At 68.6% G+C, this 15457-nt stretch carries 18 protein-coding genes and 1 pseudogene; 6 read left to right on the top strand and 13 right to left on the bottom strand.

Annotated features, from left to right (window positions below; all coding sequences use genetic code 11):
- Positions 1 to 51: 51 nt before the first annotated feature.
- From ACQEVO_RS22790 to ACQEVO_RS22745, 10 genes are read right to left on the bottom strand one after another with little or no spacing between them, the layout of a single operon-like run.
- The gene (locus ACQEVO_RS22790; RefSeq protein WP_432916556.1) at positions 52 to 345 is read right to left on the bottom strand and encodes a gas vesicle protein K; all 294 of its coding nucleotides are present in this window, start codon (positions 343 to 345) and stop codon (positions 52 to 54) included.
- On the bottom strand, positions 338 to 559 hold the full coding sequence (locus tag ACQEVO_RS22785; protein WP_432916553.1) for a gas vesicle protein: 222 nt from the start codon (positions 557 to 559) through the stop codon (positions 338 to 340). The genes ACQEVO_RS22790 and ACQEVO_RS22785 overlap by 8 nt, the downstream gene beginning before the upstream one ends.
- Positions 556 to 1344, bottom strand: a complete 789-nt coding sequence (locus ACQEVO_RS22780) for a GvpL/GvpF family gas vesicle protein (protein WP_432916551.1) — start codon at positions 1342 to 1344, stop codon at positions 556 to 558. The genes ACQEVO_RS22785 and ACQEVO_RS22780 overlap by 4 nt, the downstream gene beginning before the upstream one ends.
- Positions 1337 to 1732 (bottom strand): gas vesicle protein, encoded by a 396-nt coding sequence (locus ACQEVO_RS22775; RefSeq protein WP_432916548.1) that lies wholly within the window; start codon positions 1730 to 1732, stop codon positions 1337 to 1339. The genes ACQEVO_RS22780 and ACQEVO_RS22775 overlap by 8 nt, the downstream gene beginning before the upstream one ends.
- A complete protein-coding gene (gene gvpO, locus ACQEVO_RS22770) occupies positions 1729 to 2028 on the bottom strand; it encodes a gas vesicle protein GvpO (protein ID WP_432916545.1) in 300 nt (99 codons plus the stop codon). Before gvpO ends, ACQEVO_RS22775 begins: the two co-directional genes overlap by 4 nt.
- Positions 2025 to 2285: a gas vesicle protein GvpG gene (locus ACQEVO_RS22765; RefSeq protein WP_432916542.1), complete on the bottom strand. Its 261-nt coding sequence runs from the start codon at positions 2283 to 2285 to the stop codon at positions 2025 to 2027. The genes gvpO and ACQEVO_RS22765 overlap by 4 nt, the downstream gene beginning before the upstream one ends.
- Positions 2286 to 2288: 3 nt before the next feature.
- Positions 2289 to 3083: a GvpL/GvpF family gas vesicle protein gene (locus ACQEVO_RS22760; protein WP_432916539.1), complete on the bottom strand. Its 795-nt coding sequence runs from the start codon at positions 3081 to 3083 to the stop codon at positions 2289 to 2291.
- Positions 3080 to 3469 (bottom strand): gas vesicle protein GvpJ, encoded by a 390-nt coding sequence (gvpJ, locus tag ACQEVO_RS22755; RefSeq protein ID WP_432916536.1) that lies wholly within the window; start codon positions 3467 to 3469, stop codon positions 3080 to 3082. Before gvpJ ends, ACQEVO_RS22760 begins: the two co-directional genes overlap by 4 nt.
- Positions 3466 to 4566 carry an SRPBCC family protein gene (locus ACQEVO_RS22750; protein ID WP_432916533.1) on the bottom strand — a complete coding sequence of 367 codons (1101 nt, stop codon included), beginning with the start codon at positions 4564 to 4566 and terminating at the stop codon, positions 3466 to 3468. Before ACQEVO_RS22750 ends, gvpJ begins: the two co-directional genes overlap by 4 nt.
- Positions 4567 to 4571: 5 nt before the next feature.
- Complete coding sequence (locus ACQEVO_RS22745; protein ID WP_432916530.1) at positions 4572 to 5135, bottom strand: hypothetical protein; 564 nt, start codon at positions 5133 to 5135, stop codon at positions 4572 to 4574.
- Between the two features lie 391 nt (positions 5136 to 5526).
- Between ACQEVO_RS22745 and ACQEVO_RS22740 the strand changes: the two genes are divergently transcribed.
- Both ACQEVO_RS22740 and ectC read left to right on the top strand, forming a co-directional pair.
- A complete protein-coding gene (locus tag ACQEVO_RS22740; protein ID WP_432916528.1) occupies positions 5527 to 6486 on the top strand; it encodes an alpha/beta hydrolase fold domain-containing protein in 960 nt (319 codons plus the stop codon).
- 13 nt (positions 6487 to 6499) lie between these two features.
- Positions 6500 to 6595 (top strand): annotated as a pseudogene (gene ectC, locus ACQEVO_RS22735) (L-ectoine synthase); the annotation flags it as partial.
- A 10-nt stretch (positions 6596 to 6605) separates the two neighbouring features.
- On the opposite strand, the gene ACQEVO_RS22730 reads toward ectC, so the two are convergent.
- Positions 6606 to 7850 (bottom strand): cytochrome P450, encoded by a 1245-nt coding sequence (locus ACQEVO_RS22730; protein ID WP_432916526.1) that lies wholly within the window; start codon positions 7848 to 7850, stop codon positions 6606 to 6608.
- A gap of 351 nt (positions 7851 to 8201) precedes the next feature.
- On the opposite strand from ACQEVO_RS22730, the gene ACQEVO_RS22725 reads away from it, so the two are divergent.
- From ACQEVO_RS22725 to ACQEVO_RS22715, 3 genes are all read left to right on the top strand, one after another.
- Positions 8202 to 9017 carry a class I SAM-dependent methyltransferase gene (locus tag ACQEVO_RS22725; protein ID WP_432916524.1) on the top strand — a complete coding sequence of 272 codons (816 nt, stop codon included), beginning with the start codon at positions 8202 to 8204 and terminating at the stop codon, positions 9015 to 9017.
- Between the two features lie 129 nt (positions 9018 to 9146).
- A complete protein-coding gene (gene msrA, locus ACQEVO_RS22720; RefSeq protein WP_432922922.1) occupies positions 9147 to 9611 on the top strand; it encodes a peptide-methionine (S)-S-oxide reductase MsrA in 465 nt (154 codons plus the stop codon).
- A gap of 132 nt (positions 9612 to 9743) precedes the next feature.
- A complete protein-coding gene (locus ACQEVO_RS22715; RefSeq protein ID WP_432916522.1) occupies positions 9744 to 11318 on the top strand; it encodes a bifunctional phosphatase PAP2/diacylglycerol kinase family protein in 1575 nt (524 codons plus the stop codon).
- 35 nt (positions 11319 to 11353) lie between these two features.
- On the opposite strand, the gene ACQEVO_RS22710 is transcribed toward ACQEVO_RS22715, so the two are convergent.
- On the bottom strand, positions 11354 to 12982 hold the full coding sequence (locus tag ACQEVO_RS22710) for an MFS transporter (RefSeq protein ID WP_432916519.1): 1629 nt from the start codon (positions 12980 to 12982) through the stop codon (positions 11354 to 11356).
- Positions 12983 to 13018: 36 nt separating this feature from the next.
- Positions 13019 to 13441 carry a VOC family protein gene (locus ACQEVO_RS22705; protein WP_432916516.1) on the bottom strand — a complete coding sequence of 141 codons (423 nt, stop codon included), beginning with the start codon at positions 13439 to 13441 and terminating at the stop codon, positions 13019 to 13021.
- 516 nt (positions 13442 to 13957) lie between these two features.
- On the opposite strand from ACQEVO_RS22705, the gene ACQEVO_RS22700 reads away from it, so the two are divergent.
- A complete protein-coding gene (locus ACQEVO_RS22700) occupies positions 13958 to 15412 on the top strand; it encodes a glutamate decarboxylase (protein ID WP_432916513.1) in 1455 nt (484 codons plus the stop codon).
- The last annotated feature ends 45 nt before the right edge of the window (positions 15413 to 15457 follow it).

The following is a 15457-nucleotide window of genomic DNA, read 5'->3' as shown; positions in this document are numbered from 1 at the left end:
CGGCGTGGATATTACGAGTTTGAGTCGTGCGATGGAAAAATGCAATACCCATCATTCCCGGGGGAGCAGGGTGCCGAGAGGGCCGAGGTCGATATTGAGGTCCTCCGGGGTGAGGCCGAAATGGTCGCGCAGTTCGTCCATCCGTTCTTCCAGCCGCATCAGCGTGGTACCGATCCGTTCGATCTGCGCGTCGGTCAGATCGCCTTCGTCCACCCGCCGCAGTGCCTGCCGCTCCATCAGCTGCCGCAACAGTTCCACCAGGGTGAGCACGAGGGTGACCAGACCGCGTTCCACCGATTCCGGGTCCGCGTCGATACGGGGCGGGATCCCCTCGAATTCAGTCATGGGGCGCGGGCTCCAGGGGCTCGCGTGCGACCGGTTCGAGCGCTGGGCCGGACAGGGTCTTGATCGAGGAGATGAGCGCGCGCAAGGAAATCTGGACCAGATCGACATCGGCGATCGAGAGCCGGATATCCCCGGAGATGACCACTCCGCCGGCCAGCACCCGGTCGAGCAGATCGATCAGCGCGACGCGGCGTTCGCCGCCGGGGCGGGTCATGCGAGGGCCCGGTCCACGCCCGCGAACGAATACGGCGGCCAGGGCCCGGTGAGTTCGAGGCGGATCCCGGGGAAGGCCCGGTCGAGTTCGGTGACCACTGCGGCGAAATCGCCGGCGCCGGTGTCGTCGACGAGGTAGGTGCCGTTGAGGACCAGCCAGTCGCGGTGCCCGTGCAGCACCGGATCCGTCAGCGGCTGGCAGCGGCCCGCGGCGGCGTGCCGCACCAACTGCTCGTGGATCTCCTCTGCCCGCGCGGCGGCGTCGCGCTCCACGGTGTCCTGGGCCGACAGTTGCGCGCGGCGCTTGGCCAGATAGGCGGTGCCCTTACCGGCACCGGCGCCGGCGGTATCGGACTCCGCCACCGCGGCGGCCAGCGCCGAGCGGTCGCAGTAGGCCTTCACACCCCATTCGGTCCGGCCGCGCACCAGCGTCAACGCCGATTCGAAATCGGCACGCCGCTCCCCGAGCAGGTGCCGGACCCGCTCCTCGTCGAGGAAGACCGTGGCCAGCCGTAGCGGGATCACCGGACCGCGCCGCAGCAGCGCGGAGATAACGGCATCGTGTGCCCGGGCGGTGGCCTCCAGCCAGTCCAGATCCTCGAGATTGCGGCGCAGCGGCTGATCGCCGAATACCGCGAGCGGCACCGATCCGACGACGGCGGTCAGCTCTCCCGAGCGCACCGGTCGCGGGGTCTCGCCAGCCACACCGGTGAGGTCACCGAGCGCTCCGGTAGACACTTCGGTGCCCGCCACCGCGTACAGCCACACGCCCAGACCGTCAGTCACGGTCCTGCTCCTCGAGTTCGCGGCGACGTTCCAGCGACGGGCTGGGCTCGGTACGGGCTTCCAGCTCGGCGATGCGGTCGCGTAGTTTGCGGTTCTCGAGTGCGAGGTCGTGATCCTGCCGCTGTTCCAGCGCGCGGGCATTGCTGTTGAGCCACGGGTCGGTTTCCCACCAGTCGATCCCCACGGCCTTCGCCGTCTCCAACGAGGCCACCACCAAGCGGAGTTTGATGGTGAGCAGCTCGATATCGAGCAGGTTCACCTGGATATCGCCGGCGATCACCAGCCCCTTGTCGAGAACCCGCTCGAGGATATCGCCGAGGTTCGACGACCGGTGCTCGCCGCCGTACGGCTGCGGTACCGAGGAACCACCACCACCCACGACCGTCATCGCATTCCCCGTCCGCCGATATCGGCGCTGCCGCGGGCGTAACGCCGGGTCCGCCGGTACGCCAGCAGATTTCCGTCCGGGTCGATCTCCACCTCGTACAGCGCGAGCATGTCGGCAGAGGAGGGGATGCGGCGATCCTCGACCACCTCCACTTCCACCAGCCACCCGTCCTCCGTCGGCTCGGTGGAGGTGGCGCCCAGAATCTGTTTCGGGGTCAGCTCGGCCAGTTGATCGATCGCCGTGGCCCCGGCCTGCGCTGCCGTGAGCGGGGGTGGTGCGGATTCGGCCTCGTTCACCTGGAATCACTCCTTCCCGCCGGTGGGTCGTCCGGCGGCCGGATCAGCCGGTTCAGCAGTTGCTGCTGGGCCGCCCGGTGTTCGGCTTCCGACAGCCGGCCCGCGGCCGCGGCCGCTTCGAGTTCATCGAGTTCGCGCCGGATATCCGCGGGATCGTGCAGCTGCTGTTCGACCTGGTCCTGGATCACCTCACCCAGCCAGATCACCCCACGCACCGGTGCCAGCGGCAACGTGAACAATGACGACAACAAGCCCACGGCTCAGCCCTCGGGTTCGCGTTTCATCACGAAGTCGTAGGCCGCCATCGGGCCCAGCAGGCTCAGCTCGACCCGGCCGTCCCAGTGTCCGGCGAGTTCGGCCAGCGCCTGCTCCAGTTCCTGCTGCCGGGACAGCTCGACGAGGATCGCGAGGTGAACCGCGTCCTGATCGTGCGTGGGTGGCCGTTCGGCCACAGCCGGCCGGACCCCGGCCACGGCGTCGACAGCGCGGCGGGTATCGGCCGCCCGTTTATCCGCGATCGACCGGTAGATGATCTCGCCCAGTGTCATTCGCGCGTCGCGGGTGGCTTCCTCCGGTGCGCCCCGGATCTGCTCGCGCAGCCGGGCCGCCTCGCGATTCTCGTCGAGCACTTCCCGCAGGATCGCTGCCTCCACATAGCGGCCCTTGACGACGAACTGCGCGCGACCCTCCAGCTCCCGCAACGCCGCCCGGAACTCGTCGTGGTTCGGTTGCAGCAGCTGCTTTTCCACCGACTCCCTGTCGGACATCACCGCACCGAACCGGAGTGGCACGACCGGAGCGACGGCCGCCGAACCGTCCAGCAGTTCCGAATGGGCGGTCAGATCCTCGGGAGTGCCGAGCGGGCGTTGCGGGATATCGCTGATCAAGGCGCCGATCTCGCCGGACCGCAGCACGGCGACCGCGCTCGGCGGATCCCCGATGCCGGCGGCCCCGGCTTCGGGCTCCACATCCGCGGGCACGATGCCGTAGACGTAGACGACGTGGTCTCCGCCCGCGTCCGCCGCGTGGGGCTCGCCGGCCTGTTCGCTGGTCATCGGTTCTTGTGCTCCTGCCGGCGGCTCTCGACATCGTCGAAGAAGTCCACGACCTTTTCGCCCGCGGCCTCCAATGCGCCCTTGGTCTTGCGCTCGGCGCCGCCCTCGGTGATATCCCCGACCAGACCCGGCAGGCCGGTCGGTTCACTACTCGAGATTTCGAGCCGGTTCACGGCTTCGGCGAAACGCAGATATGTATCGACGCTGGCCACCACCACCCGGGCGTCGATGGTCAGCAGTTCGATGCCGACGAGCGATACCCGGACGAACGCGTCGATCACCAGGCCTTTGTCGAGAATGGTGTCGACGACATCGGCCAGGCTCGACGAATTGGGCCGGGCCGTCATACCCCCGCCGCCGGCGCCCCCGACCGGTTCCACAGTCATTGCCGCGCTCCCGGCCGGGCATTCGCACGGGTTCCGGTCGCGGACCGGCGCCGGGGTGCGGGCCGTGGGGTGCGGGCACGCTTCCCGGTGGGTTGCGGATCGGATGCCTCCGCGCCGGATGCCTCGTCGTCGGGTACGTCGTCGGCCGGTGTCTCGTCGGCGGGTTGGTCGTCGGCCGGTGCCTCGTCGAGCGGTTCGTCGTCGAGGTCCTCGCCGGCCTCCGGGCCGCTGTCCGACTCCGTGCCCTCGGCGGTATCGTCCTGTTCGCGCCGGCGGGCGGTCTCGTCGTCCTCGACCACCTCGCGATCGCGGATCTCACCGTGCCAGCCCACGATATCCTCGGGATGCAGCACGCTGTCGGTCATCACCTGCCGCTGGAAATGCTTGAGTTCCAGCCGGACCCGCCGCCCCGCGGCCCGCCAGAGATTGCCGGTCTTCTCGACGAAACCGGCGGGGTGGTATTCGAGCACCACCATGACGCGGGTGAGGTCGGGGGTGAGCTCGTGGAAGGTCACCGCGCCGTCGATATAGCCCTTCTGCCCTTTCGAACGCCAGACGATCCGTTCGAACGGGACCTGCTCGACGATCGTGGACTGCCAGCTCCGTTTGGACCAGAACACCTTGCCGGACCATTCGAGTTTCTCGTCCGACACCTGGTCGACGGTTTCGACCTTCTTCATGAACTTCGGGAAGTCGGCGAACTGGGTCCACTGGTCGTAGGCGAGATCGATCGGCACGCCGATGTCGATATGTTCGACGATATTCGTCAGCTTCAGCTTCTTACCGCCGGAGCCCTTTCCCTTTCCGCCGGTCAACGCGTCTTCGGCGGCCCCGAACTTTTCCTTGACCGAGTGCCCGATCTTCTCGGCACCGGTGCTCAGGACGGCCGAGAGCGGTGATTTACCTTCCGCGAGTTTCTGCGCGCCGGTCACCGCCGACAGCAGTGAGCCGCTCCCGCCGCCCTCGGCCACCTGGGTGAGCCGTTCGGTCGTTCCGGACAGCCGGTCCGTCACCCCGGAGACGGCGCGTTCGGTGATCGTGGCGGCGAGCTGCTGCAGCGAGTTCTGCAGTTGTCCCGAGGGAGCTTTCGTCGACATGGCGTTCACCGCCTCGTCCGGCGGACGGGCGCGGCCCTGGTGGCCGTCCCGCCGGCGTCGTCCCCGCGGCGGGAAGCGGCCGAGGCGGTGGCGCGGGCCGGCGTCCGTGCCCGGCGCTCACCGGATCGCCGGGTGGCGGCCGGCCGGGCGCGGGTGGCGGTCCGGCTCTTGTCCGGTGCGGGTTCGGCCGGTTCGCCGTCCTCGGCCGGTTCGTCCTCGGGCGGTTCGTATTCGTCCTCCGTGTCCAGGTCCGGGGCCGCGTCGCCGAGCTCTCGGCCGAGGTCGCCGTGCCGCTGCAGCCGGGTGTTCAGCGAGTCGATGCGGTTGCTCGCGGCCGTCACGGCCGCGGCCCGGGCGGCGTCGAGCAGTTCGCCGCGCACCGTTTCGGCGATCTTGGTGAATTCGGGGGAGGACGAAACCGCCGAGGTCGTGCGTTCCAGCACCGCCTGCGGCCCGCCCCGGCCACTCAATCCGACACCGGCCAGCATCAACGCCAGCTTCATCTTGCGGGTCCGGCCCAGGACATAGCCCACGCCGACCGCCCCTGCCATCCGCATTCCGCACTTCATGGGCACTCCTCGTTCGGCATCGCCCGCTCACGGGCGGACAGGATGCGGCCATAGCCGTGACGTAGAAATGTGGCTCAGGCCACATAAAGCTCTCCATGGCCGACCGTACGCCGATAACCCGGCAGGCGTAACCCCGGTAAACGCATGAAAGATCGAGCCCGGCCGAAGCCCGCAAGCCCGGTGGACACCGCGTGTTACCGGCCGCACCTGTTTAGTCGCCGCCGCAGCGGTAATGCCGATCGGACAGACCGGAGGTGGCACGCGCCTGAAGAGGCAACGTGCCCGCCGGGCTCGGACAGCGATGAGACGGGAGGACGACCATGCCCGACTCGGGTACTCATTCCGGCGCCGGCCTGGGGATCAGGCGCGCCCGGGTGCTGCGGAGCGCACCATGACGTCGTTGCGTGCGCGAGCGCTGATCGCGCGGATGCGGTTGTGGCACAGTAAGCGGTTCTACGCCGACCCGGCGGCCATGCGCGCCGGACTACCGCGGCACCAGGTGCAGAAGCGTTCCCGGCCGCCGCGGCGGATCACCGCGAAGTACGACGTGACGCGCCGGGAGGTCGACGGCCATCCCGTGTTCACGATCGCACCGCGGGGCGGCCCCGGCTCGCCGTGGCATATCTTCCATATGCACGGCGGCGGCTTCGTCGAATCGACCGAACCGCATCATTGGCGGTTCGCGGCCCGGATCGTCGAGCAGACCGGTTGCACCTACAGCCTGCCGATGTACCCGCTGGCGCCCGAATGCGACCACCGGGCGATCGTCCCCATGGTCGAGGACTCCTACGAGCTGGTCACCCGCGAGACCGCGCCGGAGAACCGCATCGTCTTCGGTGATTCGGCCGGTGGCACCCTCGCGCTCACCCTGGCCCGCCACCTGTACGAAAGTGGCCGGCCACAGCCGCGGGCCCTCGCGCTGTTCTCCCCGTGGATCGATCTGGCCACCGACGACCCGATGTCGCTGGATCTCGACGACCGCGACCCGGAACTAGGCGTCTCCGGCCTGAAACAGGCCGGGCGCTGGTATGCGGGCGAACGCGCTCTCGACGATCCGCACATCAGTCCGGCGTTCGCCGACCTCACCGGTATCGCACCGGCCATCGTCTTCATCGGCCACCGCGACATCCTGCTACCCGACGCCCGGCGGGTCGCCGAACTCGGTGCCGCGGCCGGAGTGCCGGTGGAACTGCACGAATACCCCGGCATGATCCACAACTTCATCATGAAGAACATCCCCGAAGCCCGGCAGGCCACCGGCGAACTCCTGCATTTCCTGCGCACCGCGCCCACGGCAATTCCCGCGACCAGCGAAGGAGGAACCGGCAATGATCGTGCGGACCACCGATGACATCACCGGAACCGTGCTCGACGGCCATGAGCGTCACACGATCATCGCCGACACCCGGTTGCGGATGTACTGCGTCTTCTCGCCCGCCGTACCTCCGAGCAGCGATTAGGTTCCGTCGTCTAGCCGGGGAACGGCGGCGCGGGCGGGAACGTCACGGGCAGTGCGGTCAGCGAGCGGTGGAACGGGCCCGGCCGCCAGTCCGGGCCGTCGGGGAGGTCCAGTTCCATCTCGGGCAGGGCGTCGAGCAACTGATCGATCGCCTCCTGGGCCACCAGGTAGGCCGGGGTCTGCGCGGGGCAGCTGCGCTGGCCCAGGCCCCACGACAGATGTGAGCGGTTGCCGCGCTGGTCGTGCGCGCGGATGGCGGGGTCGTGGTTGCAGGCGGCGATGCTGATCACCACCGGCTGATGGGCCGGTAGCCATACATCCTCGATGAGGATCGGCTGCCGCGGATAGGTGATGAGGAAGTTCGCCATCGGCGGATTGTCGAACAGCACCTCGTCCAGCGCGTCGCGGGTGGACAGGCTGCCGCCCAGCACACTGCCGCCGAAACGGTCGTCGGTGAGGATCAGCAGCAGGGTGTTGGCGATGAGGTTCTGCTGGAGTTCGATCACCGCGCCGTATTGACCGGCCAGCTGATGCACCATCTCCTGTTCGTCGAGCTGTGCCTCGTGCTGGAGCAGCCGGGTGGTGACATCGTCGCCGGGGTTCGAGCGTTTGTGGGCGACCAGTTCGCCGAGCGCAGTGTTGATCATGCGGTTGGCCTCGCCGGCATCGACGCCTTCGAACATGGCCGCCATCCCCGCGGATACCCGCTGCCCGATCTCCGGGGGACAGCCCAGCAGCGTATTGCAGACTCCGAAGGTCAACGGGAAGGCGTACTGCATGAGCAGATCGGCGTGGCCGGATTCGCAGAACGCGTTGATCAGCGGGGTCGCCAGACTTTCGACCGCCGTGCGCAGCCCGTGCAGGTCCACATCCGCGAGCGCCGCCACATTCGCCGACCGGTAGCGCCGGAAGGCGTTCCCGGTGCTGCGGGCCGGTACCGGCCGCCACTCCATGATCGGTAGTACCGGGCAGTCGGCGGGCATCTCCTTCTGCCAGGTGCGCGGATCCGCGGGGAAATGCTCGTGATCGTTGAGGATGCGCACCGCTACCCCGTGCTCGATCACCAGCGTCGCCGGCACCCCGGGAGCCAGGTCGACCGGCACCATCGACCGGTGCCTGCGGCGCATCTCGTGGTATACGCGGTGCGGGTTCTCGGCGAACTCCGGCGCGTACAGCGGGATCCGCGGGCCGCCGTCGGCGAGCGGGGAGCCGTGGATCGGGCGGGCGGCGGGGGCGTCGAACTGTCGCGTCGTCAAAAGAGCTCCATACTGTCTTGCACACTGTGCCGAGAGCCTGCGGGCGGGTCGGCCGGCTCCCGGCGCCGAAGTGGAACCCTACGCGAACCATGCATATATTGCGTTGCGGCTCAGCGGATTTACCTGCGAATGTCCCATCCACGTCATGTCTACGCGGCGGGCAGGCGGGCTCGCCGGCGCCGCAGCCGGGCGGGCCGGGGGATTGCGGTGCGACCTCGGGGAGGCCGACAATTGGGGCGGTCCGGTAGCGAGCAGACCGGGCGATTCGACGACGACCACGCGGCAGCGAGAGGTAGTGATCCGGAGGGCGCGCGAGATGCCGTGACAGGCGAGTTCCACGAGGAGCAGACGATGACGCAGTCCCTTTCCAGTGATCTGAAGACCAAGCACAGAGCGATCTGGGCGGCGGGTGACTACCCACGGGTGGCCGCGGATGTGATTCCGGAACTGGGGAGCCGCCTCGTGCGGGCCTGCCCCCTCGGACCGGGGAAGAAAGTGCTGGATATCGCGGCTGGGTCGGGTAACGCGGCGATACCGGCCGCGGCCACCGGCGCCGAGGTGGTGGCCAGTGATCTGACGCCGGAACTGTTCGAGGCCGGGCGCCGCAATGCCGCGGTCGCCGGCGTGAGTCTGCGCTGGGAGCAGGCCGACGCGGAGGCGCTGCCCTACACCGACGGCGAATTCGATGTGGTGATCTCCTGTGTGGGGATCATGTTCGCGCCGTTCCACCGCGCCGCCGCCGGTGAACTGCTCCGGGTGACCAAGGACGGTGGCTCCATCGGGCTGGTGAACTGGACGCCCACCGGATTCATCGGACGGATGTTCGCCACCATGAAACCGTTCGCGCCGCCACCACCGGAAGGGGCGCAGCCGCCGCCGCTGTGGGGTTCGGAAGAGCACGTCACCGAACTGCTGGGCGATCAGGTCACCGGGCTGGAGATGCGCCGGGAGCACGCCGCGGTGGACTGTTTCCCCGACGCCGACGCGTTCCGGGAATTCTTCAAGGCCAACTACGGCCCCACCATCGCCGTCTACCGGGCACTGGCGGCCGAACCGGAGCGTGCCGCGGAACTGGACCGGGAACTCACCGATCTCGCCGCCGGGTTCGATCTCGGGAACGGCCGGATGGAATGGGAGTATCTGCTGGTCACCGCGCGGCGGGTATGACCGCGGTCCGGCCGGGGGACTTTCCCGGACGCCCCGGGTGTTGTAACCGAGGCCGATAATGAGGGGGACGAAGGAGGAAGCGTGACGGAAACGCGTAAGGCGATCCTGGCCGGTGGGTGCTTCTGGGGTATGCAGGAGCTGATCCGTAAGCAGCCGGGGGTGCTCGGTACCCGCGTCGGCTACACCGGCGGGCAGAACGACCGCCCGACCTACCGCAACCATCCCGGGCACGCCGAGGCGGTGGAGATCGTCTACGACCCGGAACAGACCGACTACCGGGCCCTGCTGGAATTCTTCTTCCAGATCCACGACCCGACGACGAAGGATCGCCAGGGCAACGATATCGGCACCAGCTACCGCTCCGAGATCTTCTATCTCGACGAGGAGCAGAAGCGGGTCGCGTTGGAGACCATCGTCGACGTCGAGGATTCCGGGTTGTGGCCGGGCAAAGTGGTCACCGAGGTATCGCCGGCAGTCGAGTTCTGGGAGGCCGAACCCGAACACCAGGATTACCTGCAGCATTTCCCCAACGGCTACACCTGCCATTTCCCCCGGCCGGGCTGGAAACTGCCGAAACGGCGCACCACGGCCTGAGTGGCGGCCGGGTTCCGGCGCCGCACCGGCGAATCCGGCGGCGCCGCCACGGGTCGCGGGTACACCCGCGCGCTCGGTAGTGTCGGGCGGGTGAGTAGGTGGACAGGCCGTCGGTTCCGCAGGATCGGGCGATTGGATCAGGCGGTGGGGGATACGGTGGCGCAGCTGCCCGCCACGAAAGCCGATGCGGGTCTGCTGCGCCTGACCTGTAGCGCCGACCATGGTGTGCTGTGGATGGTGGGCGCGGCCCTACTGGCCTCCCGCGGCGGAGCGACCCGGCGCGGCGCGCTGCGCGGGGTCGCCTCGGTGGCGGGCGCGAGTTTCGTCACCAATATCGTGCTCAAATCCGTGTTCGCGCGCCGCCGGCCGGCCGCCGAACTGATGCCCGCGCACCGGCGGCTGGCCCCGGCACCGACCTCGTCGTCGTTCCCCTCCGGGCACAGCGCGAGCGCCGCCGCCTTCGCCACCGCGGTGGCGATGGAGAGCCCGCGCGCGGGTCTGGTGGTGGCGCCGGTGGCGGCCGCCGTGGCCTATTCCCGGGTGCATACGGGCGTGCACTGGGGTTCGGATGTACTCGTCGGCGCGGCCGTCGGCTCCGGTATCGCACTGGCCACCCGGCGCTGGTGGCCGGTGCGGGAATCGGACGAGGCACTGGCGGCCCCGGTGCCCGAGGTGCCGGTGCTGGCCGAGGGCAAAGGCCTGGTGGTGATGGTCAATCCAATTTCCGGCGACGCGAACTACGACCCGACCGACGATATCGCCGCCGCCCTGCCCGCCGCGACGGTGCTGCGCACCAGCCCCGACCTGGACTGCGCCGTCCACCTCGAACAGGCCATCGCCGAGCAGCGGCAGCCGGTACTGGCGGTCGGCGTGGCCGGCGGCGACGGCACCGTGGCCGCGGTGGCCGCGGTCGCGTTGCGCAAGGGTTTGCCGCTGGTGGTGATTCCTACCGGGACGCTCAACCATTTCGCGCGCGATCTGGGGGTCTACGATCTGCGTGAAGTGATCGACGCGACCGGCGTCGGCGAGGCGGTGGCGGTCGATATCGCCGCGGTCGAATACGGCGACGAAAACGAAACGCGCACCAGGCATCTGATCAACACATTCAGCCTCGGCGCCTACCCCGACCTGGTGCGGTTGCGGGAGAAATGGCAGAAACGCTGGGGTAAATGGCCCGCGTTCGCCGCGGCGCTCGTGGTCACCCTGCGCCGCGCCGAACCCATCGAGATCTATCTGGACCGCCGCTGGCAACGGGTGTGGTTCCTGTTTGTCGGCAACGGCCCCTACCATCCGCACGGCGCGGTGCCCGCCTTCCGCGACCGTCTCGATTCGGGCCTGCTCGATGTGCGCTGGCTGCGGGCGGATCTGCGCTGGTCACGTACCCGCGCGGTGGTCGCGCTGCTGCTGGCCGCGATCGGGCACAGCCGGGTGTACGGGGAGCGGCAGATGCCCGAGTTGCGGGTCCATCTGCCGGTGCCCGAGGCGCTCGCCGCCGACGGTGAGGTGATCGGCAGCGCGACCCACCTGCGGTTCACCGTGGCCGGCCAGCTGGCCGTCTATCGGCGCGACGAATCGAATCCGCTGTGGGCCAACCGCAGCCGTCCGCACCACCGCCGGGCACCGTGGCTACCCGAGGTGTTCCGGGTCCCGATGAGCGGCCGCATCGCCCTGGCGATGCGCGGTCTCGGCGACCCCCGCCGGGGATAGCCCCGCGATCGGCGCACGGTCCAGGTCGCCGGTGATCAGCTCGAACCCTGCGGTTCCGTGGCCTCCGCGACCGTGGATCGCGCGGGGAGCCGGCGGGTGATCAGCAGCGCCGCCATCGCGAGCAGAGCGGTCAGGGCGAACGTGGTGTGCAGGGCGTCCAGGCGTGCGTCGGAGTTGATCGCGACCACGGCGTCGGCCGTCGCCTCGTCCACCCCGGCGGCGCCGAGCGCGTCGCGTAGCTCCGTATCGGAGAGGAACGGAACACCGTCGGTCAGTTCGGTGGCGGCCTGCTGCTGGACGGCGGCGGGAATCCGCGGGTCGTTCTCGATACCGGCGGTGACCGAGGTCGTGAGGGTCGCGATCAGCACGGAGCCGATGAGCGCGGTCCCCAGTGAGGCCCCCAGGTAACTGGCGGTGTTCTGCAACCCGCCCACTTCGGCGCTGCGTGATTCGGGGACCGCCGAGACCGTGACCGCGCCCAGTTGCGAGGCCAGCGCACCCAGCCCGGCACCCATCAGCAGCATCGGGATCGCGACCACCCGCGCATCCGCGCCGGGGTCCATACCGGCCGCGAGCAACAGGATGCCGAGGATCATCGAGACCAGGCCGAGCCGTACCACACGCCGGGGGCCGGCCCGCGGTACGAACTTCGGAATGCCCACCGCGGTCACGATCAAGGCGACCGAGAGCGGGAGCAGCCGGGCCCCGGTGCCGAGGGCGTCGAGTTGCAGGACGACCGACAGGAACAGCGGGACGGCGAAGAAAACCCCCGCCTGTACGCAGAATTGGGCAAAGAACATGCCCAGCCCGCCGTTGAGCTGCCGGTTGCGCAGCAGCGCCGGGTCGAACAGTGGCTCGCGGCCGGCCCGGATCAGTCTGGCGAGCCATTCCCGGAGCAGGTACAGCAGCAACAGCCCGCCGAGCAGCAGCCAGACCACCAAGGAGAGGCCGAAGAGGCCTGGCTCCCCGGGCCGTTCCTGGATCCAGCCCCATTCACTGGATCGGAGGACGCCGTACACGATCATGCCGAGCCCACCCACCGACAGGACCGAACCGACGATATCCAGCCGGGCCTGCTCGGGCGGACTGTCGGCCATCCGGCGCAGCAGCAGCATGATCACCGCGACGATCACCACCTCGCCGAAGAACACCAGCCGCCATGAGGCGTAGGTGGTGACGGCTCCGCCCAGCAGCGGTCCGACGGCCACGGCCGCGGCACCCGCGGCGGCGACCAGTCCATAGGCGGCATTGCGGCGTTCGGCCGGGATATTCGCCGCGACCAGGGATACGATCGCCGGCATGATCAGCGCTGCCCCGATGCCCTCCAACAGCGACCAGCCCAGCAGGAGGATCCCGAGATTCGGTGCCAGGCCGGTGATGAACGAACCCGCGCCGTAGATGATCAGCCCGATCCCGAATACCCGTCGCCGGCCGACGATCGCGCCGATCTTCCCGCCGGTGATCATCAGCGAGGCCATGACCAGGGTGTAGAGGGTGATGGCGGTTTGGATACCGGTGATGGTGGTGCCCAGATCCTGTGCCACCGTCGCCATCGATACGTTCATCACCGAACTGTCGAGGGTCATCAGGAACTGTCCGGCGCACAGTACGGCGAGGACCAGCCCGGAACCGGACCGGGTCGCCGGCTCCGGGTGGTCGCTCATCGGTGAGCTCATCGCAGGCGGGCCGCGGGCCGGGGTCTACTGGCCGCCGAAGTCGAACATCCACGGGATGGAGAACCGGTCGGTGAGCATCCCGAACAGTTGGGTCCATTCCGTTTTGGCGAGTTGCATATCCACCGTGCCGCCGACGGCGAGCGCCTCGAACAGCCGCCGCGCCTCGTCTTCATCACTGAGTTCCAGGCATACGGTGAAGTTCGGCTTGCTCGACACATCGACGGTCTGCCCGGGCGGACAGTCCGAACCCATCAGGATCTGTTCGACACCGTTGAGCGGCAGCGCCACATGCGCCACCAAATTCTTGGCCTCCGCGGGCAGATTCTCGGCCTCCCCCATATCGCCGAACCGGATCAGCTGCAGTTCGCCGCCGAAAACGGACCGATAGAAGGTGAACGCCTCCTCGGCGTTGCCGTTGAACATCAGATACGGATTGACGGATTTCACGCGGATCTCCTTCGCCAGGTGATTGCGGATGCAAGATGCCGGGAAACACAGCCGGCAACCCGGGCCATCCCCGTCGATATTTGTTCAACCGAGTCCAGAAGCATTCGAGGCCGGCCCGCGTCCAAGCCTAACCGCCCGGCCGCGGCGCCGAGGCGAGACATGTGGAGGACCGATCACCGCGACCCGAACGCAACCACGACGCCGACGGGTTCAGCGAGCCATTCAGAGCCAAATCGAACGCGACCACGGCGGTGCCGAGTCTTACGAGGCCCTTGGAGGTTTTGGCCCGTCCCTGCTGTCAGTGCTCGATGCGATGCGGCGCAGCCGCGAGTGTCGAGTGCTGACAGCAGGGACTTAGGGGGGCCAAAACCCGCGCCGACGGAGTCGGCGCCAATAAACACAGCGACCCGCCGTGGGCTTCGGGGTGCGGCGGGAAGACGGCGGGCCAGGGAATACTCGGTGGATTCGAGCGGACCGGGCGACCGGCGCCCGGCCGGATGCCTGCGGAGGTTTTCCATGGCTTTGAGCCATCCGGCGCATTCGCCGGGGATCGATCGTGAGCAGGTCGCGGTGAATCCCGTGTTCAGCCGGGAGCCGATCGAGGTGCCGCGCTTCCGGCTCCCGGACGCCGAGATCGACAGTGATACCGCCTACCAGATCGTGCACGACGAGTTGCTGCTCGACGGCAATGCCCGTCTCAATCTGGCCACGTTCGTGACCACGTGGATGGAGCCGGCGGCGCAGGCGCTGATGAGCGAATGTTTCGACAAGAACATGATCGACAAGGACGAGTATCCGCGGACCGCGGAGCTCGAGCAGCGGTGTGTGCGGATACTCGCCGATCTCTGGCATGCCGCGAACCCTGATCGTGCGGTCGGTTGTTCGACCACCGGTTCGAGCGAGGCGTGCATGCTGGCCGGGCTGGCGTTGAAACGCCGCTGGCAGCAGCGGCGGCGGGCGGCCGGGCAGTCCACCGGGCGGCCCAATCTGGTGATGGGCAGCAATGTGCAGGTGTGCTGGGAGAAGTTCGCCGAATACTGGGATGTGGAGGCGCGGCTGGTGCCGATGTCGGGGGAGCGGTTCCATCTGACCGCCGGCGAGGCGGCGGCGCGCTGCGATGAGAACACCATCGGTGTGGTGGCCGTGCTGGGTTCCACGTTCGACGGCAGTTACGAACCGGTCGCCGAGATCTGTGCCGCGCTGGATCGGCTCCGCGACGAGCACGGCTGGGATATTCCGGTGCATGTGGACGGCGCGTCCGGCGCCATGGTCGCGCCGTTCTGCGATCCGGATCTGGAATGGGATTTCCGGCTGCCGCGGGTGGCCTCGATCAACACCTCGGGGCACAAGTACGGGCTGGTGTATCCGGGTGTGGGCTGGGTGCTGTGGCGGGATACCGCGGCGCTGCCCGAGGAACTGGTGTTCCGGGTGAACTACCTCGGCGGCCAGATGCCGACCTTCGCGCTGAATTTCTCCCGGCCGGGCGCCCAGGTGGTGGCGCAGTACTACACGTTCCTTCGGCTCGGGCGTCGCGGGTACGAACGCGTGCAGGGCTACAGCCGGGAGGTCGCGATGGCGCTGGCCCGCCGGATCGCCGAGTTGGGCCCGTTCCGGTTGCTCACCGACGGCAGCCAGTTACCGGTGTTCGCATTCACGCTCGCACCGGAGGAGACCGGGTACTCGGTGTTCGATGTTTCGGCGGCCCTGCGTGAACAGGGTTGGCTGGTGCCCGCCTACACCTTCCCCGCCGATCGGCAGGATCTGGAGGTGCTCCGCATCGTGGTTCGCAACGGTTTCAGCCACGATTTGGCGGATCTGCTGGTCGGCGCCTTCGAACGGGCACTGCCCCGGTTGCGTGCCCAGGGCGCGCCGCAGCGGGGCAAGGAATCGGCGTCGTTCTCGCACGGTGCCGACGTGGATATCCAGGGGCCGGGGTCCGGTGGTGCTCCCCGGACGGACAGCGCGGGCTGAGAGTACGGCGCGACCTCGATGGGTGCGGAGCCGATCGCCGACTGC

The sequence above is a fragment of the Nocardia sp. CA-290969 genome, assembly GCF_050936135.1.
Lineage (GTDB): Bacteria > Actinomycetota > Actinomycetes > Mycobacteriales > Mycobacteriaceae > Nocardia.
Note: the sequence above shows the minus strand (reverse complement) of the source record. Positions and strands in the feature narration are given on the sequence as shown.